Raw genomic sequence first — 24,477 nt, 5'->3', positions numbered from 1 at the left:
GAGTCAAATTAGTTCGCTATTTAACTAGTCGTTTGGCCGTCTTATGAAGAAGGATACACGCGTTGACATAGAAGTGGAGAAGACGCTTCGGGCACTCGAGGGCATGGAACGGGCGGAACCGAAGCCCTTTTTTCTGACTCGGGTAGAAGGTCGATTGAGGCAGCGCGAAACGCGCCCGGTAGTTGATAACTGGCTGATTCGTCCGGTTTGGGCAGTGGCCACGCTGGGGCTGGTTTTCGTGCTGAATCTGTCGGCAGTCGTGTATGTCAGCCGGGAGTTGGCGCAGCACGAGGAGCAGGAAACGGTTAGCTCGACGTCGGAATGGGGGTTTGATTCGAATGTATTGGACTGGTAAATGGATGGAAGGGAAACGAAAATTTTACTGGCTGTGGACGGCTATCGGGCTGTTGCTCTGCTTGAATCTGCTGACGGTGGGCTGGGTGGTCCGGCGTACCAATACGCTCCGCGAAAACCGGCAACTGGCCGAAGGCATGATGATGCGGCAGTTAGACTTTAGTCCCGAGCAGACAAAGCAGTATCGGAAGAGTCGTAATCAGATGCGCAGGCAAAGTAAACCCCACGAAGATAGCCTTCGGCTGTTACGCACCACCTTGCTGGATCAGGTAAAAGAGCCGGCTGTGTCAGACGAAGACCTGAATCAGCTACTGATGAAGCTGTCGCGGCAAAACCGGCAGATTACGCGACTTCGTTTCCGGCACTGGCAACGGGTACGTTCCATTTGCACGCCCGACCAGCAAGCCCGATTCGATCAGCTCATCGGGCGAATTGGGCAGGGATTGACCAACCCTGCCTTGCGGGCGCGCATGCGGGAAAGTAAGTAGGCCGTAATTTAATTGGATAGGGAGCGCAAGTTTTCAAACTAGAAAGGATCTAATACACTAACAGCGGGTTACCCGCTCATCACCAACTAACCAGTCAATACACATGAAAAGCAATGTAATGCTGACCCTGATTGTCGGCGCTTTCGTATCGGTTCAAGCGTACGCTCAGGATGCTCCTGCCCAACAAAATGACCGCGCCGACCGCCGCGAGCGCATGGCTGCCAGTACGCCAGAACAACGTGCCGACCGCCAGACCGCCCAGATGAAAAAACAACTGTCGCTGACCGCCGAACAGGAAACATCAGTCAAGGCCATTAACCTCAAATATGCAGAGATGGCGCAGAAAATGATGACGGCCGACCGGAACCGCGATGCCATGAAACAGGCCCGCGACGCTATGGAAGGCAAAGACGGTGAATTGAAGGCTGTATTGAGTAAAGAGCAATATCAGCAGTATGAGAAACAACGCGACGAGCAACGCAGCCGCATGAGAGAGGGCCGGGGGCCACGCAATAATCGGTAATTGCGAAGTTGATTACCAGCAAAAGCGCTGATGATAGCTGATCATAACCAGTCGGCTGTCATCGGCGCTTTTTTGTTGCCGTACCTTTGCCGCAATGCATATGAACGAAGTGACACGGTTTGATTTTCAGGACTGGTTTGATATGGCCCGGCAGCTTTGGCCAGATCATGATACCGACGACATGACGGATGCGTTGCGGCGAATCCTGCAATCATCGGTCGAGGCGGCTTTTATACTTCGCGATGGCGAAAAAAAAGCCGTAGGGTTTATTAATCTGTCGCTTCGGTACGATACCATACCTGGAGCAACCCAAAAGCCGGTCGCCTACATTGAAGGCGTATTCGTTCAGTCCGAGGGGCGCAAGAAAGGGTACGGTGCGCTGCTGATTCAACGTGCCGAAGAGTGGGCACGCTACCAGGGTTGTAACGAACTTACTGCCGACGTTGACACCGATAACGCAGCTAGTCAGGCTTTTCACCGACAGATGGGTTTTGAAGAGGTCGACCGTGTAGTTACGTTTATGAAGAGCGTCTGACTGCTCAATCGTTGATCAGGTACGTTATAAACAGCAAACGCTCGGCATGCCGGGCGTTTGCTGTTTATGCCATTATGGAATGCTATGGATAAACTAGTTTTTATCCGTTTCGTACTTCATTTCGCCCCGGTCTTTCTCTACAGCGGTTCGGCCATCTTTCATCCAGACCGGTACGGGTGCATCCTTCAGGTAGTGGTCGAAGAACTGATACATGCGAATGCTGAGGTCTTTGGCGTTGTGACGGGCCGTCAGGTTGTGGCCTTCACCGTTGTAAACCACCATCCAGACGGGTTTGCCTAACCGACGGAGACCGGTGAACAACTCAATTCCCTGCTGCCAGGGCACAGCGCCATCAGCATCATTGTGCATCAGCATCAGCGGCGTTTCTACCCGATTGGCGAAGAACAGCGGTGAGTTTTCGAGGTAGTTCATTGGTTTGTCCCACAAGGTGCCACCAATACGGCTTTGCGTTTTCTCGTACTGGAACTGACGAACAACGCCCGTTTCCCAGCGAATACCACCATAGGCCGAGGTCATGTTGGCTACCGCAGCACCCGCCATGGCGGCTCTGAACAGATTGGTTCGCGTAATGATGTACGCCGTTTGATACCCACCCCAGCTTTGGCCCTGAATACCCAGCCGATCACGGTCTATATAATCCCGATTCAGCAAACTGAGCACACCTGGTACAATACAGTCGTAAGCATTTGGTCCTGGCTGACCCGTGGTGTACACGATATCCGGCACGAAAACCATGTACCCATTCGATACACAAAACGGAATGTTGATGGTTGACCGGCTCGGCGACGGAGCGCGGTAGTCATTCAGTGTCTCCACGTTGCGCTCGTAGAAATAAGTGAGCATCGGGTATTTTTTCTGTGCAACACCTGTTTTCTGGTCATACCCTTCAGGCTTGTATAGCAGGCCTTCAAGCGGAACACCGTTGGTACCTACCCACTTTACCAATTCAACGCTGCCCCAGCGAATACTGTCTTGCTGTGGGTTGGTTTTGGTGAGTTGTGTCGGCGTGGCGAAGGTGGTATCGGTCAGGAAAATATTGATCGGCTCCTGGAAGTTACCCCGGTAAAAGGTCATGGTCGAGGCATCTTTCGCTTTGCCTAACCCAAAATAACGGTGCGCACTGTTGGCCAGTGGGCTGATAGAAACGGCACCTTTAGCGGGGGGCGTTGCTTTGAGAATGCCGGTGTTCTTGTTGCTTTCCCAGATGCCGGTGAGCCACAAATCCTGTTTGGTATCGATGGCTTTTTCATCGGGGTCCAGGTCGGCCCGGCGCAACCGGACTTTATTGGTGCGCCCCCAGGCGTTGGTAAGATTGGTTGGTTTCTCGCGGCCGGTAGGGTCAATCTGCCAGATGTCGTAGCGGTCGTATACCCACAGGTACCGGTCGTCTGCTGTCCAGCCCGCCGATCCGTACGCGCCGGGAAGGTCTGGCGTATCATGCTCTTCGTCGAAGAATTTACTACCCAGGCCACGGGTCAGGTCAATACGGCGGCCGTCGGCTATTGACCAGGCCCGCCACAGCGAATCGCGCTCGTCGAACCAGTAGGCATACCGACCCGTTGGCGATAGTCTCGGTTGCGACACCATCACGTCATTGGCAATCCGTTTTTTCTCGCCCGTTTGGGTATCGATCAAGTACATATCCGTATGGCCAGGGTCCCACGATGACTGCACCTGATAAGGTAAATCGCTCATGCCTAGCAAATAGCGGGCATTAACCTTAGGGTCGAACGATACGTTGGGAATTTCCCGGCTCGCCAGCAGGGTTACCCGACCAAAGGTATTCCCTGCGGGAGAGAGGTCGGCAACCGTCAGGAAACCACGTTCCTTTTCTTCTTTGAGCCGCTTTTGCTGCATGGGCTGTAACCGACCATCGGTCCAGCTCCAGACATCCATTTTAACTTTCTCATCGTCGGGCGTAAGCGTGTCTTTCGTTACTTTCAGCGCCGTAGGTGAGGTCGAAAAATAAAGCCGGGTGCCATCTTCCGAGAAACGGGGCTCCCGGTACTCGTTCATCGTCCATTTGCTGGGTAAGGCACTGCTCACGGTGTCGACAAGTACACGGTAAGGCGCATCAACGGTGGTCGTTTTGCTTCGTTTTCCTTTGGTAACTGGGGCCGGAGCCAGGTTTTTGTAACGAAGTGTAAATACCCGAACTTCAGAACCGGCACTGTCGGCAGAGGCCATCCAGGCCAGTTGATTTCCTGTTTTATCAACGGCCAGCCCTTTATACAGTCGGTTTTTAGCGCTGCTGTCAATTAGCATCGTTTGGCCGTTGGCGGTGTTGAACGTAAACACTCCCGGAATAAAGGGCTCACCGGCTTTGAGCGAATCACGCGCCGATTCCCGACTATACAAAATCGTTTGCCCGTTGTCTGACATGGCCACATTCGACACGAAAGTGACTGTCCGGCGTTTGCCGTCGGCCAGGTTCATCAAAACCAGATCATCTCCCTTGGGCCGTTTGGTCACACCTCGCCGGGCAGTCCCTGTGGTGGTCGATACTGGTTTGGTAGGAGCAAGGGTGTCTCTGCGTGAAGTCGTTCTGTTTTCGGCTGCCGGTTTGGGTGCGTTGGCTTCCTGGAGTACAGCCAGCCACGTACCTGACTCTTTACCGACCATAAACGACTTGATGTTGGGTAGTTTGGTGGTTTGACCCGTGGCCAGGTTGTAGACCAGCAAACTATCCTTCGGCATTTCGTCGGCTTTTTTCTTTTTCAGTTTGGCCTTCCGAACATCGGCAACGGGCGCTTTGAGGCGCATGACCAGAAAACGGTTGTCGGGCGAAAATTGGGCCATGTAGCCGCGTGGAAACGAGCGAACAGGCGCTTTGCGGGTGGCGTCGGTGAGTTCCAGACGACCATCTCCGGCTTGCGGATCAATCTGATACGAGATCCACCGACCGTCTTTACTTATTTTTTCGGTTCTGACACTTTCCCAGCGATCGTAATCATCAGCGGTGAGTGCTCTTTTGGAGGATTGGGCGAGTATACTGGACGAAATAAAGAAACAGACTAAGAATGTAGCTATCCGGCTCATAAATGATTGAACAATAGATGAAATGTGACTCAATATAGGAAAGATTGGGAATGCTTTATTTGGTAATTGGTAACATCGGCGAGAAGTATATTCCGACAAATGCCCAATGACCCCTATAATCAGTCTATTCAGCGCTATTATTCGATCGTGACGACTGCTGTCTATTCAGCCTTCATTATGAATTGAAGGAGTATGCTGTTCAACTCTGTTTAAGGGGCGAATCTTTCTCTTTAGCCAGGGTATTGTAGGTAAGCTTATCGACCAGACCGGGAAGCCATTTGTTGAGAAATACAGTCAGTTTGCCCTGACCTGTAAGAATCAGTTCACGCTTGCGTTGTTGCACGGCTTTCAGGATATGGTCGGCGCACTCTTCCGAGCTCATCATCGAGCCTTCTTCGCGCATGCTGTCGCCCGCGGCTTCTCCCTGACTGTTGAGGGCCGAGAACCGGATATTCGACGCTGTAAAACCGGGACAGGCTGTTAACACATGGACACCCGAGTAGCGCAGTTCGATACGTAAAGCTTCGAGAAAACCATTCATGGCAAACTTTGAGGCTGAGTAACCCGATCGTACCGGCAAACCTTTGTAACCGGCAATGGATGAGATACCAACAACCGATCCTTTGGTTTTCAGGATATGGGGAAGGGTATAGCGCGTGGCGTAGACCGTGCCCATAAAGTTGATATCCATCACCTTTCGAATTACCTCGGGGTCGGCGTCGAGAAACATAGAGCGCATGCTGATACCCGCGTTGTTGATCAGTATGTCGATGCGGCCGAATCGGGCGATGGTGTCATCGGCAAGGCGTTTCATATCGGCCTCAACGCTTACATCGGCAATCACAGGCAGGTTGACAATGCCCGCTGCTGTAAGTGCATCGGAGGTGACTTTAAGCGCATCGGCCTTACGGCCACAAAAAACAATAGCAGCGCCAGTTTTGCCAAAAGCAAAGGCCAACGCCTGCCCAATGCCCGACGAGGCACCGGTAATTACAACAACAGCTTGATTCATGGGTCAAAAATAGGCCGAAAACACGTCACTGTTTAAGTGCTTCGATCACCAGCGTGATTTCTTCGGCAGTAGCTTCTGCGTTGCCTGAGTAACCGAGGCTACGGTAACGTACCCGGCCTTTGGGATCGATAATCACTTTGGTGGGTATACCCTGCACACCATACGAGTCGGCGACTTTCTGATTCTGGTCAATCGGAACAACACCGGTATACGGTTGCCTTGCCATGAACGAATGTACTCGGCTGATGGGTCCCCCTTCGCGTGTATTCACAAAGAGAAACAACACATTGGGGTCATTTTTGAAGTAATCGCGGGCCTGTCGCATAGCCGGGAAAGAGGCGATGCAGGGGCCGCACCAGGTAGCCCAGAAATCGAGAACAACCACTTTCCCGCGTAACGAAGCCAGTGATACTTTGCTGCCATCGAGGGTAGACAGCGTAAACCCCGGAGCCGGATCGTTCACAAATGTTTCGGCCAGATCAGCACGGCGGTAGGCGCGGTAATTAATCTCCAGTCCTCGCACGTATGTTTCGGCTTGTGACTGCCCGCCAAGGCGCTTAGCCTGCCAGTCGCGGAGGCTGCTGCGCAGGCGGGGTGTTACCCGTCCTGCTTTTACCACGCTTTCAATGTATGGTAACACCGAATCGGCCCGGCTTGCCTGAATGGCGCATTGCCAGAGGCGTTCGCTGGTTCGTGGGTCACTCAGGTCTGGTTCTACACCTTCTAAGGCGAGGCGGTAGGTAGCGAGCGCTGGAGCCGTTTGCTTCTGGAGGGCAAGCGCATAAGCTAATGTGGCCTGATAGGCCCGGAGCTGGCTTGCCCGTTCAGTTTCACTGCCTTTGGGCTGGGTACGTTGCCGAAGAGCGGCGATGGCCCGGTTGGCCACCCAGGTGGCCTGTGGAATGCCACGTCCCTCGTCAGTCATCTGCTGCGCAAAACTGTGTAACAACTCGGGGTCGGAATCTTTCAGCGACTGCTGGCCCAAAAATGTGACAAGCTCACCAAACTGCCCTGCTTTGAAATAGGTTTCCGCCACTGAACTCACCAGTACCGACCGGTAGGCCGAGGTTGGAAAGGCCTGCGTAAACGAAGAAAAAGCCGTGAGTTTTTTGGCCGCATTTACTTCGGCCCGAACGGCGGCGGCGCGGGCTTTCTGGGCGGCATCACCGGTGGGGTCAACGGTTTTGATCCGGTCGCGGGCGGCCTGAGCCAATGTTGTTTCGCTAAGCTGCTCATATAGTCGGGCGGCATTGTTGAGGTCTTCGGGCGTCAGGCTGGTTTTCCGGCTTTTCAGGTACGTGTCGATATTGGTCAGCGCCGTTTTTTTAGCGTTAGGCTTCTGTTGCCGAATCTGAGCGGCAATCAGGTCGGCCCAGTACTGAGGACGGTTTGCCGGGAAGGTTTTTATTTCCTGCTCATATTGCTGCACGGTCCAGTTCCAGTCGGGTTTTACTTTCAGGCTGTAGGGAAACGCCGTACGAGTCAACACCGAGGCTTGTCCGCCAATGGCGTGGGGTTGTAGCGCACCCGTAGAATCGTGGAGTAAAATCGGGAAGAAGTGGCCGTTATTGTGGTCGATGAGGGTGGTGTTGGTTTTGCTTTGAAACGCCAGCAATAAGCCCGCTATGTTGTTTTTAGGAATCTTGAGCTCACCAATAATGTCGTTTCCCTGTCGGATAGCGGTGGCAGTGGTAGGCTGACTCAGCCGCATGGTTGCCGGACCGGCATACCGAACGTACCTGCCCTCGACAACGGCTTCTTTGGCCAGGGTAACGCCCGGCGTATAGGTGAACGAAACCACGCCGCCCGGCACCGGTCGCTCAGGTACGTACCTGAACTGCTGGGCAACGGTGGGCAGAGTTACAAAAGCAAGAAAGGCTGTCAGGAAGGATTTCATGTAATCAAAGTTAATTGGGCGAATGATACCTTACTACACCGACCAGGTCCGAATCATGGCAGCCAGTTCGGTTTGTGTGTGTTGTGTACGGTCTTTGGCGTACCAGCCATGGGCGCGTTCAATCACCTGATCGAAAGGGACGTTTTCGGCTTTCCAGATCGCCATCTCGGCTTGAAGGGCGGCCGGGCGTGGCCCCCACGTACCCAACTCCGCCAGATCAGACTGGCGGAGGCAGACCAGCTTCGGAATAGCGCGCGCTCCGTTTGTCAGGTACGCATCAATCACCGGAAGATTCTGATCACGAAGCAGTAGCAGTAACTCGATCTGTCCCGACATGTCGACCATGTGTTTCAGCACAGGTAGAATCTGCGCCACATCGCCGCACCACGACTCTGCCAGCACCAGCCAGATCCAGGGCTCCCGTATTTGTTGCAGTGCATCCGTCACCTCGGCCGTCAGCTCGGTGGTTTTCTCGAGCCTGGCCATGCGGGAGAAATTCAGTTTGGTAAACCCTAAAATCTGCTCTGTATTGAAATGAGGGTCTTCCGACGTAGTGAGGTTATCAGCAAAACGCTCGCGCGAAACAGCCATGTACTGCTGGTACGTCATGGCTTCGGCCAGTAGCTTCGGGGTAATTGCTGAATGTTGATTTTTCATAAGTCGTTGATAGGTAATGGTTTGTTAAGAAAATGGGCTGGCGTAAAACCAAGTTTCGCGCCAGCCCATCCGATATACACTCGTTTTAATGTATTGCTTCGTTAATAAGCCCGCGCAAAAACCACGCGCTTGGTCGATGGTTTGCCAGAGTATACGCATGTACCTGCTTCATCGGGTGTATTCAGCGGAATGCAGCGAATCGTGGCTTTGGTAGCTTCTTTAATGGCTTCTTCCGTTTCGGAAGTACCGTCCCAGTGGGCCATGATAAACCCGCCTTTTTCGATTTGCTCTTTAAACTGATCGAACGTATCGACGTGGAAAGTATTGGCTTCCCGGAACGCAAGCGCCCGCTGGTAAATCGTTTCCTGAATATTGACCAGCAACGCCTGAATGTGCTCGGTCAATCCCTCAAACGGAACGGTTTCTTTCGTTTTCAGATCGCGCCGGGCTACCTCGACGGTCCCGTTTTCCAGATCACGTGCCCCCATGGCCAGCCGTACCGGAATACCGCGCAGTTCGTACTCAGCAAATTTCCAGCCCGGCTTATTGGCGTCCGAGTTGTCGTACTTCACCGAAATGCCTGCTTTTTTCAGTTCAGCCATTAATGGTTTCACCTTGTCGGTAATGGCATCCAGTTGTTCTTCTGACCGGTAGATTGGTACAATTACGACCTGGATCGAAGCCAGTTTCGGCGGAATGATCAGCCCTGAATCATCAGAGTGCGCCATCACAAGGGCACCCATCATCCGCGTCGACAGACCCCACGACGTACCCCAAACGTATTCGAGCGTGTTTTGCTTGTTGAGGAACTGTACATCGAACGCTTTGGCGAAGTTCTGACCCAGAAAGTGCGACGTACCTGCCTGAAGGGCTTTCCCATCCTGCATCATGGCTTCGATACACAGCGTATCATCGGCCCCGGCGAATCGCTCGTTGGCCGACTTCGTGCCACGAATCACGGGCATGGCCATCCACTCTTCGGCAAACGTAGCATACACCTCCAGCATCTGCCGGGTTTCTTCACGGGCCTCTTGCTCGGTAGCGTGGGCGGTGTGCCCTTCCTGCCACAGGAATTCAGCGGTCCGCAGAAACAAGCGCGTCCGCATTTCCCAGCGAACCACGTTGGCCCACTGGTTAATCAGCAGAGGCAGGTCACGGTAACTTTGAATCCAGTTTTTGTAAGTGCTCCAGATAACGGTCTCTGAGGTGGGCCGTACAATCAGTTCTTCTTCGAGTTTAGCGTCTGGATCAACAATGATTCCTGAGCCATCTTCCGCATTTTTAAGGCGGTAATGCGTCACTACGGCGCACTCTTTGGCGAAGCCCGCCACGTGCGATGCTTCCTTGCTCAGGTACGATTTAGGGATAAACAGCGGGAAGTAAGCGTTCTGGTGACCGGTTTCTTTGAACATGTCGTCCAGAGCCCGTTGCATCTTCTCCCAGATCGAAAAACCATATGGTTTAATCACCATACAACCCCGAACGGCTGAATTCTCGGCCAGATCGGCCCGTTTAACCAGTTCGTTATACCATTCCGAGTAATCCTCGGCCCGCGTCGGTAATGCTTTAGCCATTTTTTGTTAGTCCAATGTTTAAGGTCTAACGTTCAACGTCGCGCTGCTGACTGGCAAAGCATTTTGAACGTTAGACCTTAGACATTGAACCTATTTTTTAAATAGATTAAACCTTGATTAGATCCCTGTGTCTAACTAGAGAAAGGGCTTGCAAAGATAGGTTTTAATCCTATTTTTGTAATCAATCAGCCACCATTCTGGTTATAATGGCAGCTTGACACTTTCTTTCTGCTTGAACCCTCACTAACAATATTAACTGCTTGGTTCTATGAAACTCAATAAAACGTGGCAGTACCTGGCAATGGCCGCTTTGCTGGGTACAGGAGCGTGTAGCTCCAGCCGCCAAACCGCCCAGAATGCCGGCGAGGTCGATGACCTGTACGGCAACTCGGGCGACGCAGCACTCTACGCCGGCGATGACCGGAAATCCACGCGGCAGGATGTTCGGCAAGCCTCACGGTTCGACCGTCGGCAGTCGCAGCAAACGGGCCGCAACCTCAATCCTGACTATGTAGATGGTCAGCAGGAAGGGGCTTACGAAGACGGTGAGTACTACACCGAATTAAGCGCCCGTCAGGTTCAGCGCGGTATCTCTCCCGATCCGGGTTGGGCGTCTACGAACGGTAGCTATAACGACGGCTTCGTTAATGGTTACAATCAGGGCCTTTACGGTGCCAACAGTTGGAACCGTTGGGGCGGCATGAACAGCGCCGGTTTTATGGGAGGTATGGGGGTGGGCTTCGGCATCGGCTCTATGTTTAGCCCGTTTGGGTTTGGCAACAGCTTTGCTTTCAGTCCATTTGGCTACAACTCCTTTGCCTTTGGCAGTCCCTTCGGATACAGTCCATTTGGTTATGGTGCCGGTTTCTACGATTCATTCTACAACCCTTACGCGTTTGGTGGTTTTAGTCCGTTCGGCTTCGGTAACGGATTTGGCTACAATCCGTACGGATTCGGTGGTGGTTTCTTCGGACGGCCAAGCATTATCAATAACAACTATATCGTAACCGGTGCTGATCCTTATCGAAACAACCGGACGTATGGTCCACGTGGTAGTAGTTCGTCGGCTCGTTATAGCGGGAACTTCAACAACACCGCCCCAAGCAACAATGGTGGTCGCCGGGCAGGAAACTACGGTTCGTCGTATAACAATTCGGCGAACGGTAACAGCACCTACTACAGCAACTCAAACTCGGGTCGCGGTTCGAGCCGGGGTTCTGGTTCATACAACAGCGGTTCTTACTCGTCAAACGGCGGACGGACCAGCAACTCGACTGGTTCAGCTACATACTACGAGCGTCCGGCCGCACGGCAGGGTTCGTACTCGCAACCGTATAGCAGCGGAAGTGGTAGCAGCCGGGGTAGCTACTCGCAGCCTAGTACTCAGGCTTCTCAACCTTCGTACTCACGGCAGAGCCAGTCTACGTACTCGCAGCCAAGCCAACCTTCGTACAATAGCAGCCGCAGCAGTTCACCTGCTCCAAGTTACAGTGCGCCGAGTGCACCCAGCGCGCCAAGAAGTAGCGGCGGTAGCTATTCAAGCGGAAGCGGTAGCTCACGTGGGCCACGGTAAATTTGCCTGATTTTTTAAGTGAAAAATCCCCGTCAGAAAGACTTCCGGCGGGGATTTCTTGTTATAAGATGAATGAATGCCTGAAAGTTGTTTTCCGGCGTTAAACCAATAGGAGGGTTATCGTTCTAAAGATCATCACGTCAGCGACGTGTGTTTACAGGTATTCCGTCCACTTATCTTTTCTCATACACGCACATGAAACGCTTATTAGCCGGTCTTTTGCTGGCTCTCCCCACATCATCGCTGCTGGCACAGGGAAGCGCCGCAGAATACGCCGACGATGCTTTCCGGTACAACGATTTCGTTCTACAGGGTTCGGCCCGTTTTCGGGGCGTTGGCGGTAACCAAACTTCACTTGGTGGTGATGCCAGTAACATTGCTGGTAACCCGGCCGGGCTTGGTTTTTACAACCGATCTGAGTTTACGCTGAGCCCATCGCTGAACCTGTCATCTAACCGGAGTGCTTTTCTGGGTAGTAACACCGACGCTAACAAGACGAACTTCAACATTGGTCAGGCCAGTCTGGTATTTGCCGGTCAGTCGTCGCCCAATAGCCGGTGGCGTCGCTCAGCATTTGGGGTTTCGTACTCGCAGTCGCTGAATTTCTCGAATAACATCGACGCGCAGGGCCGGAACAATAACCCGAACTCAACGTTTCTGAACGAATACCTTCCGGGTCTGAATAACGGTGGACCGCAAAGCGTAAGAGAAGCGGCTCTGGATGCCGATTTTAATGCTGATTTAAATACTGCCCGTACACCTGAAGCTGCCTTATATGGCCTTTTTCTTTTAAACGCTACGGCTTACGGGAATAACACCATCGAGTCGAATGGGTCTCCCTTCTTTAACGATGACCTTGACGCCGGAGTAGCCCGCAACCAACGGGTAACAGCCAACCGGATAGGAGCCAACTCGCAATGGACATTTGCCTACGGCGCCAATTTCGATGATAAGCTTTACATAGGTGCTTCTGCAAACATCTCCAGAATTCGCTACGATTCAGAAATTACCGTTCAGGAATCTCCCATAAACGGCGTATTCGATACGTATGGACGGACGAACAACCTGTTGGTCACCGGTACCGGGTTTGGCCTTAAAGTGGGGGCTATTTACCGGCCTGTGCAGAGTTTTCAACTTGGATTCGATATGGCTTCGCCAACGTTCTACAGCATGCGCGAAACCTTCCAACAGTCTTTCTCTGCTTTTGGCCGTGATCCCGGTTTGATCAGCGCTATGGGCACCAACAATGTCGACGTAGATGCTAATGACTTCGATTATTCAATGTCTTCGCCTTTCCGTGCCTCAGGTGGATTCACCTATTTTCTGGGCGAAGGTAAACTGGGTTTTATCACTGCCACGGCTGACTACGTCGGCTACGGCAGCATGCGCGTAGGAACCGATGCCTTTGGTACTTCACAGGGCAACACCGATTTCCGGAATGATGTGACGTCGGAAGTACAGAATACCTATCAGAATGTAGTGAACGTTCGGGCTGGTGCCGAAATCCGGGCCAGTTTGCTCCGTCTACGTGCCGGTGTAGCTTACCTGCCTTCTGCCTACCGAATCGACCTTGACCGCGTGAACCGCGAAGATCGGTCGCGCATCCTGTTTTCGGCCGGTATTGGCGCACGGACAGAGCGGTTCTCCGTCGATTTGTCGGGTTCATTCTATGGACAGACGATGGGCCTGTCGCCTTACATCCTGAGCGATGCGGATACGCCTACCGTAACCACTACGGCGCAGCGGGCCAACGCCATGCTGTCGGTTGGGTTGTTCTTCTAATACGTACCTGCCTTTTTTCGTGGCTTCACTGCCCAAAAGTGTTCCCAATCTGGTGAACTCTTCTGGGCAGTGAAGCCACACTTTTTATTGATACGTAATACTGTTTTCTTGCTGCACTATGAATTCACCAACAATCACGCTCAACAATGGCGTAGTCATGCCTTTGCTTGGGCTGGGCGTTTATGCCCCTGAGCATAACAACGAAGTTCAACAAGCTGTAGAGGCAGCGTTGGCCATGGGTTGCCGCCTGATCGACACGGCGGCGGCTTACGGAAACGAACGCGAGGTAGCGAAGGCTTTATCGGCGAGTGGCCTGTCTCGCGACGAGGTATTTATTACAACTAAGGTCTGGAATAATGATCAGGGCTACGAATCGACGCTCCGTGCGTTCGATAAAAGCCTGAATCAGCTGCAACTCGATGTGGTGGATCTGTACCTCATTCACTGGCCCACCAGCGAACACCGACTCGATACGTGGCGCGCATTGGAAAAACTGTATGCCGACGGACGGGTACGTGCCATTGGCGTATCCAATTATTACCCGCATCACCTCGATGAATTGTTCAGCGTAGCCACAGTAACGCCTGCCGTTAACCAGATCGAGTTTAGTCCGTACTGTTACCGACCTGATGTTATGGCTTACTGCGCCGCGAAGCAGATTCAGGTAGAAGGCTACGCACCACTGGTTCGCGGCGAAAAACAGAATGATCCCCGCCTGGTGGCTATTGCTGAGAAATATGGCAAATCGACCTATCAGGTACTGGTACGGTGGTCGCTCCAGCATGGCGTGATTACGATTCCCAAATCAGTGAACAAAGATCGAATTCAGGCCAACTTCGATGTGCTCGATTTCGAATTATCTGCCGATGACTTCGCCCTGATGAACACGTTTTACGACAACACCCGCATTGCCGACGATCCGACCGATCTGGCCTAGGTACGTTGCCGACAGTTTTTACTGGCTAGTACTGGAATAGGCAGGTGTCTTTTGGGGTTATCAACCCATGAGAGATGCTGCTTTACTGACCCTACGCCCGAAGATTGTTACCGAACCCACCACATCTAATCCGGCCGAGACGTTTCAGAATCAAACGCTGCGACCAATATTGAAGTTACAAAATGATCTGTTGATTGGCTTATTCCATCAGTATCTGACTAAACGAAAGCAACTTGGCCCCGACGCCCGATTCGCTAAAATGAGTCAGGCTGAGCAAGATGCATACATCGATCACACCATCCGGACCGATCAGAAGTTTAGGAATTTGCTGGTTGGTACCATTGTCGGTCAGTTCACGTCCGATGAATGGACGATGTTCCTGGCCGATGAAGCCGAACTGACCCGGCGGTTAGGAAATATGCTCACCCAGCGCATTCAGGATCAGCGCTTGACCTTGGTTGTTGGCGTTTAGCTTTCAATTTACAGTGTGGCTCTTCCCAAATAAATCTCGTCGCCTTTCAGGTTGATGGTCGTGTAAAACTGACTGCCGTTTGCGACGTACCGAACCATCATGCTGGTTTGGTCGCCTGGTTTAGCGTAGGGCATGGTGGCCGCAATCAGAATCTGATTGCCGTTAACGATGGCGCGGGCGAAAGGAAGTTTACGAGTTTTCAACTCGTTGGCATTATACTTATACCAAGTACGTCCCCCGTCAAACGAACATTCAGTCTGCTGGTTCAGGTACGTTTCTTTTCCGTTGAACAAATCGCCGTGATGTTTGAACAACCGCCAAAGGCCGTGAATGTAGTGCTCGTAACAGGCGTAAACCCGGTCGTTGCTAATGCCTTGTTGGGCCGGGTCGGTGGGGGTGGGCTGGTCTGGTGTCAACTCAACAACATCGTCCCAGAAAACGGCACCGGCAGCACCGGTGAACCAGTAAAACACAGCTAATCCCTCGGCCACGGCGGGCGGGGCCGGATTAGATGCTTTCTCGCTTTTGTAAAACGGTCCCTGCGTGTTGAATACCCAGTGGTAGGCGATACGCTTCTTGTTTGTCAGGCGAATATTGTACTCCTGTTCAGAGAGCACCCCCGCGAGCCAGTGCCGACCAGCATCGGCGTTATGAGTGACGGCATAGTCGAAGTCAGGGAAATAGAAGTACGTACCCGGCATATGGAAATCGACGTAATCGCTGTAACTCTTCCCCACAATCTCGTCGGGCATGCCGCGCTGGCGCGAGGTGGCTGTGTGTTTGGCGGGCATCGTGAACAGCCACTCAGCCGATGCGTTGTAGTCGTTGGCGCGTGAGTAGCCAAATCCATTATGTGCATTCGGGGCTATACCACCAATCTCCGTATGCCGTCCCGCTACATCGGGCGCAATATCGCGGGTAGCTTTGGCGAAATAGGTGTACAGATTGGCCTGTTCCTGCTGCTTTCCTGCACTGATACCATCGTTCTCAATATCAAAAAAAATCTTGCTGTAGCCGCTTGATCGAACACCGTTGGGGCAATCGCCAAACGCTTCGCAACTGCCCGCCAGCGCCTGAATGGCCGAATATATGGTCTCCCTTGAACCACGGGCATTGGGCGGCAGCCGAAAGCTGGTTTGGGGCGCAAGCTCACTATTACCAGCCCAGGCAAGATTGAAAGGGGCATTTCTAAAGTGATGTTGCCCCACGGCATCAGCCCGTTGCTCAAACGTCAGCCGACTTTTCCAGCCTCTGGGAAGTTTCGACAGGTCACTGGCAATCTCAGTGTCAAACACCATCCGGGTGCGGTCAATGGCCGAGAATCCTCGCCGGAACAGGATGCTCCAGTCCTTGAGATACAGGTTACGACCTGCCGCCGAAAAAACGATTGACTTGGTTTTGGGTAGCGTAAAATCGCCCACAACGTTAGCGTTCCAGTAACCTTTCCGGGTTGTGGGCGTAAACTGGCTGCGCGGGGTTGGGGTCAGATTGACCTGAGCTGGTACCGGTCCGCTTACTTCTGCTCCTTTGGTGTGAAGCATTTTCTCGGTACTCATCGTCAGCAGGCCGCCGGAAAGGCAGACAACCAAAATCAAGGCTAGTTTTATCATTTTAGGCATTGTATGGGTTTACCTACTCGTCGAGGTACCGCTTGGTAATGGGTTGGTACGAATCAATGCGGCGGTCCCGGAAATAGGGCCAGGTAGTCCGGTACTTTTCGCCCGCTTCAAGGTCTATTTCCTGTACGTGTACCACCTCTTCGTCGTGCGGAGCTAGATACAGCAGCGTACCAAACGGATTCGAAACAAAGGAACCACCCCAGAACTGCTGATCGGCCTCGCGGCCAACCCGGTTTACCGATACAACGTGTAACCCATTGGCAATCGCATGACTCCGCTGAATAGTTTGCCAGGCATTATACTGCTCGGTATTCTGGGCAGGGTCGGGTTCGTTGGTGTCCCAGCCAATGGCCGTTGGGTAAACCAGCAGATCAGCACCCATCAGCGCTGTTATGCGTGCCGCTTCCGGGTACCATTGATCCCAGCAGATCAGTACGCCCACCCGTGCAAATTTTGTATCGAACACTTTATAACCGAGGTCGCCGGGCGTGAAATAGAACTTCTCGTAGTAACCGGGGTCGTCGGGAATGTGCATTTTCCGATACTTGCCCAGGTACGTTCCGTCGGCATCGAGCACGGCGGTGGTGTTGTGGTATAAGCCCTGCGCCCGTTTCTCAAATAGTGAAGCCACGATCACCACGCCTAATTCGGCAGCCAACGCGCCCATCCGGTTCGTAGTTGGTCCTGGAATAGCCTCGGCCAGGCTGAAGTTGTGGTGATCCTCAATATCGCAGAAGTACAGCGACGTAAATAGCTCCTGAAGACAAACGATCTGCGCGCCCTTTTGAGCCGCTTCACGAATGCGCATCTCTGCCTTTTGAATGTTGGCTTCCACATCGGCAGAACAACTCATCTGCACCAGCCCAATATTGATCTTCTTCGTCATGTTACTTGTAGCGCCGAAGCTCCAGCTTCGGTAGTAGTTGACCGATTTTGACTACCGAAGCTGGAGCTTCGGCATTACGTTGAACGTTAAAAACGTCAAAAAACTCGGTCCTGTTCAGTGAGTTAAGCCAATAGCGATTGTTCGGCAGCCAGTGCTTTGTCGGCTCCGAATCCGCTCATCGCCTGTTGCATGGCCATCACGATCTCATCATTCATCAGGTTACCAATGCTGCCTTCGTGGGTGTGTTGCAGGTCGCGGGGAGGTTGGTATGTGTGCTCGGCTATTTCTTTACCGATTGTTTGGTATGCTTCCCGGAAAGGTATGCCACTCAATACCAGCTGGTTAACTCGTTCGACGCTGAAGAGCAGATCGTATTTGTTATCATCGAGTAGGTTGGGCTTTACCTGAATGTGTTCAAGCATATACTCGGTAATATCAAGGCAGTCGAGCAGATCGTCGAAAGCAGGCATCAAGACTTCTTTCAGCAACTGCATATCGCGATGATAGCCCGACGGCAGGTTGCTCATCACCAGCGTTACCTCCATCGGCAGGGCCTTCAGGCGGTTGCATTTGCCCCGCAGCAACTCAGCCACATCGGGGTTCTTCTTATGTGGCATGATGCTGCTACCCGTTGTCAGCGCATCGGGGAGGGTCAGAAACGCAAAATTCTGGCTGTTGTATAAACAGATATCCATGGCCAGTCGGGCCAGGGTGGTGGCTACGGTAGCCAGCGCGTTCAGGGCGATTTGCTCGGTTTTGCCCCGGCTCATCTGAGCGTATACCACGTTGACATGAAGCCCTTCAAAACCAAGGAGTTCGGTGGTGAGTGTGCGATTGAGCGGGAACGACGAGCCGTAACCGGCCCCGGAACCCAGTGGATTCCGATTGGCGAACCGGTACGCCGTTTGCAGGGTCAACATATCGTCGGCGAGGGCTTCGGCATAGGCGCCGAACCAGAGGCCAAACGACGACGGCATGGCAATTTGCAAATGGGTGTAGCCGGGCAACAAATCGTTCTTGTGTTGCTCTGACCGTTGAATCAATCGATCGAATACCCGTTGTGTTGCTTCGGCAACGGTCCACAACCGTGAACGGGTGTACAGTTTCAAATCAACCAATACCTGATCATTTCTTGAACGACCCGAATGGATTTTCTTGCCTACATCGCCCAGTGTTCGGGTCAGCATCAGTTCAACCTGCGAATGAACGTCTTCTACATCGTCCTCAATTACAAATTCGCCTGATTGTGTTTTTGGGTAAATGCGTTTCAGTTCAGTGGCTAACTGCTCATAATCAGCGGCGGAGAGTAAACCAATGGTCTCCAGCATCTGTGCGTGGGCAAGGTTACCCAACACGTCGAATGGGGCGAGATGCAGGTCCATTTCGCGATCGCGGCCAACGGTGAACCGGTCAATTTCTGCGGCGGTCGATACGCCTTCTTTTTGCCAGAGCTTAGTCAAAAGGGTAAGAGAGATAAGGAGTGAAATCGCATAAAACGCCCAAAATTAGGCATGATCGGGAGCTTTCGGGCCTTCTATTTGTCATTCTTTCACACGGTAAAGCGTTTAGGCTTTGCAACATCACCCGTAACTTGCCGGTTGATGAGTAAAGAACACTCAACACAAACACCTTTTCTATGCTGTACCCGCTGACGTTCACGCCTCTGTTCAAAGACAAAATCTGGGGCGGTCACAAAATCAAATCAATTCTCGGTAAAGAGTTTCCCACGGGCCCCGACGGGCCATTGCCCAACTGCGGCGAAACCTGGGAAATATCTGGTGTGCCGGGTAATGTTTCGGTAGTAAAAGAAGGAACACTGGTTGGAGAAAACCTACAGGCCATTCTGGAAAAATTTGGTCCTGAACTGGTCGGAAAGCACGTATACGAACGGTACGGTAATGAATTTCCTCTGCTGGTGAAGTTTATCGACGCCAATGATGACCTCAGCATTCAGGTGCATCCTAACGACGAACTGGCACGTACCCGGCATAATAGCTTTGGTAAAACCGAGATGTGGTACATTATGCAGGCCGACGCGGGGGCTAAACTCAACTCCGGTTTCAGCCGGGAAGTGACCAAGGAGGAATACGTGAAGGCCGTTGCCGACAACACGATCACCGACATCCTTAACATTGAAGAGGCTAAACCCGGCGATGTGTTTTTCCTGCCCGCCGGTCGGGTGCATTACATCGGTAAAGGGCTGTTACTGGCCGAAATTCAGCAGACCTCGGATGTTACCTACCGCATCTACGATTTTGACCGGAAAGATGATAAGGGCAATGCCCGTGAGCTGCACACCGAGCAGGCCGTTGACGCCATTGACTATACCTATCATGCTGACTATAAGACGCATTACCCCGACAAGCTAAACGAAGGCGTGAATGCCGTCACAAGCGACTACTTTGTCACGAACGTACTTCGTTTCGATGAAGAAGTGCTGCACGACTACACCCACCTCGACTCGTTTGTGATTCTGGTTTGCGTGGAAGGGTCGCTTACGATTCAGGCAACGGGTGGCTACTCCGTGGCGCTTAAAATGGGCGAATGCGCGCTGATACCGGCGTCAGTAACCTCGGTCACGCTAGTCCCCAACGGCAGCATGACGGTTCTGGAATCGTATGTACCGTGAAATGGGTTTGAGGTTTGTAGTTTGAGGTTTGTAGTTTGAGGTTTGTGGTTACTAAGCAGCGCAACCACAAACCTCAAACTACAAACCTCAAACGTTAATACGTATGCATTTCCCGGCCATTGGCATCTACAGAGAAATCTAAACTGTGTAGACATGGCTAATTTCGACGACATTCTTTTTGCTAATCGTAACCAGGCCTATGGGGCTTTCGCGTTACGTCAGGGGTACCGCCACACGTTGGCTCGTTCGCTGGCGCTGGGTACGTTACTGTTTGTGGGTGCTTTGCAATTGCCGGGACTTTACAGTTGGGTGAAGCCCGATGAGCAACTTTTCATGAAGGTGCTGACACTAGAGCGTATACCTGAGCAAAAACTTCCCGAAGAGAAAATCATAGTCGAGCCCAAACAGGAGATAGCGCCTAAGGTAGCCACCGTAAAAAATCTGGTCCCCGAAGTCATGGCCGAGGCCCCCGACGATATACCGGCTGTGGCCACGGTCGAAGAACTGGAAACAGCCACGTCCGGTCCGGCTACGCAGGAGGGCAGTAGTGACGTTGAGCTCATTCTGGCCCCCGAAGAAGTAGCTGGTCCAACAGCCGTTGAGAAAGCTATTGAGACACCGCCCGTCCGAGACGACACGCCTTTTTTAACTGTGGAGCAAATGCCGGAGTTTCCCGGTGGGCAAGCTGCTCTGCGTGATTTTCTGCAACGCACGCTGCGCTATCCGAAAGCCGCCAGTGATATAGGCATTTCCGGGCGGGTGGTAGTCGGATTTATCGTTAACGCCGATGGCAGTCTGGGCGAACTGCAGGTGCTGAAAGGGCTGGGTTTCGGCACCGACGAAGAGGCGTTGCGGGTACTGAAAGCCATGCCCAAGTGGAAACCCGGTCGCCAATCGGGCCGGTCTGTGCGGGTCCGGTTCACACTCCCCATCATGTTCGCGCTAGACTAAGTTCCCTCCCGACACGAAACATAGCCAACAGTGATGTGTAGAGCATTAAATCCGCTCGACTCCCTTTAGCCGTGTGCCACCTTAAAATCCGCGCGAATCTTTTTAATCTCCATAATCCGTGTACCATTAAAATCTGCCTACCCGTCCCTACATCTCGCCCTCTACACCCAGGCCAAAAAGGGCGAAGTCGTACCGGACGGGGTCAACAGGGTCGAACTTGCGTAGCACGTCGGTGAGCGCGGTGGCTGCTTTCCAGTCTGTTTTGGGACTCTCATCGTTCTTGAGCGCTAATAACCCCAGCCTACTGGCTACCCGCCCTACGTGTACATCGATGGGAATGACGAGCTGATCGGGGCGAATGCGTCGCCAGAGGCCAAAATCAACACCCGCGTTATCGCGGCGGACCATCCAGCGCAAAAACATGTTTAGCCGTTTACAACCCGAATTGCGGGCCGGGGTGGCAATGTGTTTCCGGGTACGTTCAGGGAAAAACAACTCGTGATCGCCTGATTGGCCACAGAAACGGTCATGAAAAACACGTAGATGAGGTTCTACCGTCAGACTGTCAGTAGCACCGTCGGCTGGCAAGAAGGCGTCTTCCAGCGACTCGTGTTTGAGGTAATACTGCTTTAGAAAGTGCAGGAAGTAGAGCGCATCGGTTGCGTTGAAGGTTCGGTGTTTGAACTGCAGAAATCGCCGCAGGTCTGAATCTTCGTGGTACCGCACAAAATCATAGGGAACGCCTTCCATGAGCGTAATCAGTTCATTGGCTTTTTTTAGAATGACGGGCCGTTGTCCCCAGGCTAGTACGGCCGCCCAGAACCCCATGATCTCGATGTCCTGTAGTTTGCTGAAGCGATGCGGAATGCTGATCGGGTCGCGGTCAATGAACGAAGGATGATTGTACTGACTGGCTTTCTGATCTAAAAACGCGTGGACAGACGCGAATGAATCGGGTACTGGCATAGGGAGAAGTAGTTACGTGCCGAAAAAGAAATAGTAGTGAATAATGTGTTGCCAATCGGGTAGTTTAGGATCTCACATTCACAACATGAAAAAGATACTATCCATTGATGGCGGCGGCATACGGGGCATTATTCCGGGACGAATTCTGGTTGACCTGGAAACAAAGTTGCAGCAACGCACCGAGAACCCCGCTGCCCGGCTAGCCGATTATTTTGACTTCTTTGCGGGTACAAGCACCGGGGGGATTCTGACATGTTTGTATTTATGCCCTGACAAAGATGATCCCAATAAATCACGCTTTTCGGCAAAGGAAGCAGTGGAGCTATACATCAAAAAGGGGGGTACAATCTTTGATACAACGGTTTGGCAACAATTTCTCGGGTTGGGTGGTGTATTCGATGAAAAGTACGACTCGGAACCACTCGAAAAACTGCTGAAGCGGTATTTCGGTAACACCCGATTAAGTGAACTGCGCAAGCCTTGCATCATTCCAGCTTACGATATCAAACGGCGCGCCGCCCATTTTTTTGCTCAACATGATTTTGCCCACAAAGGGCCGGGTTCCGATTTCCTGATTCGGGATATTGCTCGGGCAACTTCGGCGGCGCCAACCTATTTTGAAGTGGCTAACATCGAGTCACTGAGTAAGGTGTCGTACCCGTTGATCGATGGGGGCGTATTTGCCAATAACCCGGCGCTTTGTGCCTATTCGGAAGTTCGTAACGCCAAGAAAGACCCCAAAGCAGCCGATATGCTAATTGTCTCGATTGGCACAGGAAGTCAGAGTCGGCCCTACGAATACGCATCGGCGCGTAATTGGGGGCAGATTGGCTGGGTACGTCCGGTAATCGATATCATGATGACGGGAGTAGCCGAAACGACGGATTATCACCTCACGCGCATGTTTTCGGCTGTTAATCAATCAGATCAATACATACGGATTCAACCAGCCGATCTGGGCGACGCTTCACCCGATATAGACGACGCCCGCCCCGAGAATATTCGGGCCCTGTTGCAGGTAGGCACCGAAACGGCGCAAGAATGCCAGCAGGAAATTGATCGAATCGTGGATATGTTACTCGCTGATGGTCCGGACCCCGTCTTATTTTGAGCCGTCGATGTCCCTATTTGCTACGTCCGCCGCTGGCTAGCCAGGCGCCAGCCCGGGACACGCCCGACAGAATAGCCAGTACGGATGAAATCACAAACGTGAAGGTGGCGATAAAGGGGTAGGACAGTATGAACAGCACGTTGAACGTTTTAAAACCCGCCGAGGCTCTCATCTTCTCATCGCGCTCTTTATGCCGTCGGGCAACCCGTTCTTCTTTTGTTTCCATAACAAGTAAATCGCAAGCCTAAACAGGGGTCTTATGACCTACGACTGATTTCAATTTGAGTAACTAACTTCAGCCCGAAAACGCTGGCCATTGGGCGAAAGTTTCTCGAAAGCCCGACCCGATAGCCGAATCAGTACCTGGTTGTTGATACCCGTATCGGGCAACTTACCGATCACTTTCACGTACAGGCTCTGATTGGTAATGTCGTTACGTACCTGAACCAACGTACCTACCGGAGCTGACCGGTGCAAGGCCAAATACTTGGTAGAGGCGTCGTTGCCGTCAATCTGATCGGCAAAACCTACTTCCGATTTTACATTCCCTTTACGTACAGCAGCTGTTGGTGTGGGGTCATTATCCGACCTGGGCGCAGTGGCTTTGGGTTCGGCTTCTTTCTCTACCGGTTTTTTCTCAGCCGGTTTCGGGGTCGGCTTCGTCCCTGGCGTAGCTAAGGGCTCGGGCGTGACAATAGGTTTGGCCTCCAGTTTGACCGGTTCTGCATCGATTGATTTTGTGGGGGTAGCTTTTGCACGAGCCGTCGAAGACTCATCTCCCTTTTTAGCCTCGTATGCTTTTTCAGAAACGATCAATGATTGCCCCACCTGAATGCCGTCCGCTCCCAGGTTGTTCCAGCGGCGGATCTCGGCCATGGTGACGCTGTAACGAACGGCCAGGCTATACAACGTCTGTCCCGACTCTACGGTGTGAACTCCGGTAGAAGCGGCAGCTGTTGGTCGGGTTGGCTTCTCGGCTTTCTCAACTGGTTTGGTGGCTTTCGGCTTGTAGGTCGCTTCCATGTCCGGCTTAGGCTCGGCTTTTGCTACTACTTTGGCTGGTTTTTCAGCTGGTTGCTCGGCTTCGGCACTGGCTTTAAGCTTTTCTTTTTCTTCTCGTTTGGCGGCTTTCTCCGCTTCACGCTGGTCTTTGCGCGAGAGGGCTACAGTAGCCGCCGGAACGCGCAACAGTTGGTCGTAGCGCACCGCGTTCTCGATCAGGTCGGGATTGGCCGATTTGATGGCATCTACTGAAGTACCGTATCGTTTGGCTACGGCATAGAGTGTCTGGCCCTGATCGACCCGGTGCAGAATAAATAACTTGCCATCCTGACGCACAACGCCCACAGAATCAACGGGAAGCACGGGTGAAAGGGGGGTGGCAAAAGCGACCTGAGTCAGGAAGAGAAAAGCGGGTAAAGCGGTGGTTACTATACGATTCATGATATATA

22 protein-coding genes are annotated in these 24,477 nt (G+C 52.5%); 11 read left to right on the top strand and 11 right to left on the bottom strand.

Annotation, left to right across the window (positions count from 1 at the left end; all coding sequences use genetic code 11):
• Positions 1-43: 43 nt before the first annotated feature.
• The 4 genes from ACAW87_RS06855 to aac(6') all read left to right on the top strand — a co-directional run bounded on the left by ACAW87_RS06855 (position 44) and on the right by aac(6') (position 1,900).
• A complete protein-coding gene (locus tag ACAW87_RS06855) occupies positions 44-355 on the top strand; it encodes a hypothetical protein (RefSeq protein ID WP_370722492.1) in 312 nt (103 codons plus the stop codon).
• A complete protein-coding gene (locus tag ACAW87_RS06850) occupies positions 339-842 on the top strand; it encodes a Spy/CpxP family protein refolding chaperone (protein ID WP_370722491.1) in 504 nt (167 codons plus the stop codon). The genes ACAW87_RS06855 and ACAW87_RS06850 overlap by 17 nt, the downstream gene beginning before the upstream one ends.
• Before the next feature lie 103 nt (positions 843-945).
• The gene (locus tag ACAW87_RS06845) at positions 946-1,365 is read left to right on the top strand and encodes a DUF4890 domain-containing protein (RefSeq protein ID WP_370722489.1); all 420 of its coding nucleotides are present in this window, start codon (positions 946-948) and stop codon (positions 1,363-1,365) included.
• 100 nt (positions 1,366-1,465) lie between these two features.
• Complete coding sequence (gene aac(6') / locus ACAW87_RS06840; protein ID WP_370722487.1) at positions 1,466-1,900, top strand: aminoglycoside 6'-N-acetyltransferase; 435 nt, start codon at positions 1,466-1,468, stop codon at positions 1,898-1,900.
• Positions 1,901-1,993: 93 nt separating this feature from the next.
• On the opposite strand, the gene ACAW87_RS06835 is transcribed toward aac(6'), so the two are convergent.
• From ACAW87_RS06835 to proS, 5 genes are all read right to left on the bottom strand, one after another.
• Positions 1,994-4,960, bottom strand: coding sequence for a S9 family peptidase (locus ACAW87_RS06835; RefSeq protein ID WP_370722485.1), 2,967 nt, complete (start codon positions 4,958-4,960; stop codon positions 1,994-1,996).
• A 199-nt stretch (positions 4,961-5,159) separates the two neighbouring features.
• Positions 5,160-5,972 (bottom strand): SDR family oxidoreductase, encoded by an 813-nt coding sequence (locus tag ACAW87_RS06830; protein WP_370722483.1) that lies wholly within the window; start codon positions 5,970-5,972, stop codon positions 5,160-5,162.
• Between the two features lie 25 nt (positions 5,973-5,997).
• Positions 5,998-7,869, bottom strand: coding sequence for a TlpA family protein disulfide reductase (locus ACAW87_RS06825; RefSeq protein ID WP_370722481.1), 1,872 nt, complete (start codon positions 7,867-7,869; stop codon positions 5,998-6,000).
• Between the two features lie 33 nt (positions 7,870-7,902).
• On the bottom strand, positions 7,903-8,526 hold the full coding sequence (locus ACAW87_RS06820) for a thioredoxin family protein (RefSeq protein WP_370722480.1): 624 nt from the start codon (positions 8,524-8,526) through the stop codon (positions 7,903-7,905).
• A gap of 101 nt (positions 8,527-8,627) precedes the next feature.
• On the bottom strand, positions 8,628-10,100 hold the full coding sequence (gene proS, locus ACAW87_RS06815; protein WP_370722479.1) for a proline--tRNA ligase: 1,473 nt from the start codon (positions 10,098-10,100) through the stop codon (positions 8,628-8,630).
• A 268-nt stretch (positions 10,101-10,368) separates the two neighbouring features.
• Here proS and ACAW87_RS06810 point away from each other — a divergent pair, with 268 nt between their 5' ends.
• From ACAW87_RS06810 to ACAW87_RS06795, 4 genes are all read left to right on the top strand, one after another.
• Complete coding sequence (locus tag ACAW87_RS06810; protein WP_370722478.1) at positions 10,369-11,673, top strand: hypothetical protein; 1,305 nt, start codon at positions 10,369-10,371, stop codon at positions 11,671-11,673.
• 195 nt (positions 11,674-11,868) lie between these two features.
• On the top strand, positions 11,869-13,455 hold the full coding sequence (locus ACAW87_RS06805) for a hypothetical protein (protein ID WP_370722476.1): 1,587 nt from the start codon (positions 11,869-11,871) through the stop codon (positions 13,453-13,455).
• A gap of 118 nt (positions 13,456-13,573) precedes the next feature.
• A complete protein-coding gene (locus tag ACAW87_RS06800) occupies positions 13,574-14,392 on the top strand; it encodes an aldo/keto reductase (RefSeq protein ID WP_370722474.1) in 819 nt (272 codons plus the stop codon).
• Positions 14,393-14,459: 67 nt separating this feature from the next.
• Complete coding sequence (locus ACAW87_RS06795) at positions 14,460-14,864, top strand: glyoxalase (protein ID WP_370722472.1); 405 nt, start codon at positions 14,460-14,462, stop codon at positions 14,862-14,864.
• A gap of 8 nt (positions 14,865-14,872) precedes the next feature.
• On the opposite strand, the gene ACAW87_RS06790 is transcribed toward ACAW87_RS06795, so the two are convergent.
• The 3 genes from ACAW87_RS06790 to argH all read right to left on the bottom strand — a co-directional run bounded on the left by ACAW87_RS06790 (position 14,873) and on the right by argH (position 18,829).
• Complete coding sequence (locus ACAW87_RS06790; RefSeq protein ID WP_370722470.1) at positions 14,873-16,483, bottom strand: hypothetical protein; 1,611 nt, start codon at positions 16,481-16,483, stop codon at positions 14,873-14,875.
• 13 nt (positions 16,484-16,496) lie between these two features.
• Complete coding sequence (locus ACAW87_RS06785; protein ID WP_370722468.1) at positions 16,497-17,369, bottom strand: carbon-nitrogen hydrolase; 873 nt, start codon at positions 17,367-17,369, stop codon at positions 16,497-16,499.
• 122 nt (positions 17,370-17,491) lie between these two features.
• Positions 17,492-18,829: an argininosuccinate lyase gene (gene argH, locus ACAW87_RS06780; protein ID WP_370722466.1), complete on the bottom strand. Its 1,338-nt coding sequence runs from the start codon at positions 18,827-18,829 to the stop codon at positions 17,492-17,494.
• A gap of 176 nt (positions 18,830-19,005) precedes the next feature.
• On the opposite strand from argH, the gene ACAW87_RS06775 reads away from it, so the two are divergent.
• Both ACAW87_RS06775 and ACAW87_RS06770 read left to right on the top strand, forming a co-directional pair.
• Positions 19,006-19,998, top strand: a complete 993-nt coding sequence (locus ACAW87_RS06775) for a type I phosphomannose isomerase catalytic subunit (RefSeq protein ID WP_370722465.1) — start codon at positions 19,006-19,008, stop codon at positions 19,996-19,998.
• Positions 19,999-20,151: 153 nt separating this feature from the next.
• A complete protein-coding gene (locus tag ACAW87_RS06770; protein ID WP_370722463.1) occupies positions 20,152-20,949 on the top strand; it encodes an energy transducer TonB in 798 nt (265 codons plus the stop codon).
• 147 nt (positions 20,950-21,096) lie between these two features.
• Here ACAW87_RS06770 and ACAW87_RS06765 read toward each other — a convergent pair whose 3' ends face one another.
• Positions 21,097-21,915: a TIGR02757 family protein gene (locus ACAW87_RS06765; RefSeq protein ID WP_370722461.1), complete on the bottom strand. Its 819-nt coding sequence runs from the start codon at positions 21,913-21,915 to the stop codon at positions 21,097-21,099.
• A gap of 85 nt (positions 21,916-22,000) precedes the next feature.
• On the opposite strand from ACAW87_RS06765, the gene ACAW87_RS06760 reads away from it, so the two are divergent.
• The gene (locus tag ACAW87_RS06760) at positions 22,001-23,026 is read left to right on the top strand and encodes a patatin-like phospholipase family protein (protein WP_370722459.1); all 1,026 of its coding nucleotides are present in this window, start codon (positions 22,001-22,003) and stop codon (positions 23,024-23,026) included.
• Between the two features lie 13 nt (positions 23,027-23,039).
• On the opposite strand, the gene ACAW87_RS06755 is transcribed toward ACAW87_RS06760, so the two are convergent.
• Positions 23,040-23,252: a hypothetical protein gene (locus ACAW87_RS06755; protein WP_370722458.1), complete on the bottom strand. Its 213-nt coding sequence runs from the start codon at positions 23,250-23,252 to the stop codon at positions 23,040-23,042.
• A 50-nt stretch (positions 23,253-23,302) separates the two neighbouring features.
• The gene (locus ACAW87_RS06750) at positions 23,303-24,469 is read right to left on the bottom strand and encodes a LysM peptidoglycan-binding domain-containing protein (RefSeq protein WP_370722456.1); all 1,167 of its coding nucleotides are present in this window, start codon (positions 24,467-24,469) and stop codon (positions 23,303-23,305) included.
• Between the last annotated feature and the right edge of the window lie 8 nt (positions 24,470-24,477).

This window comes from Fibrella aquatica (assembly GCF_041321135.1).
Taxonomy (GTDB): domain Bacteria; phylum Bacteroidota; class Bacteroidia; order Cytophagales; family Spirosomataceae; genus Fibrella; species Fibrella aquatica.
The sequence above is the reverse complement of the archived record's forward strand: the minus strand, read 5'-3'. Positions and strand labels throughout refer to the sequence as shown.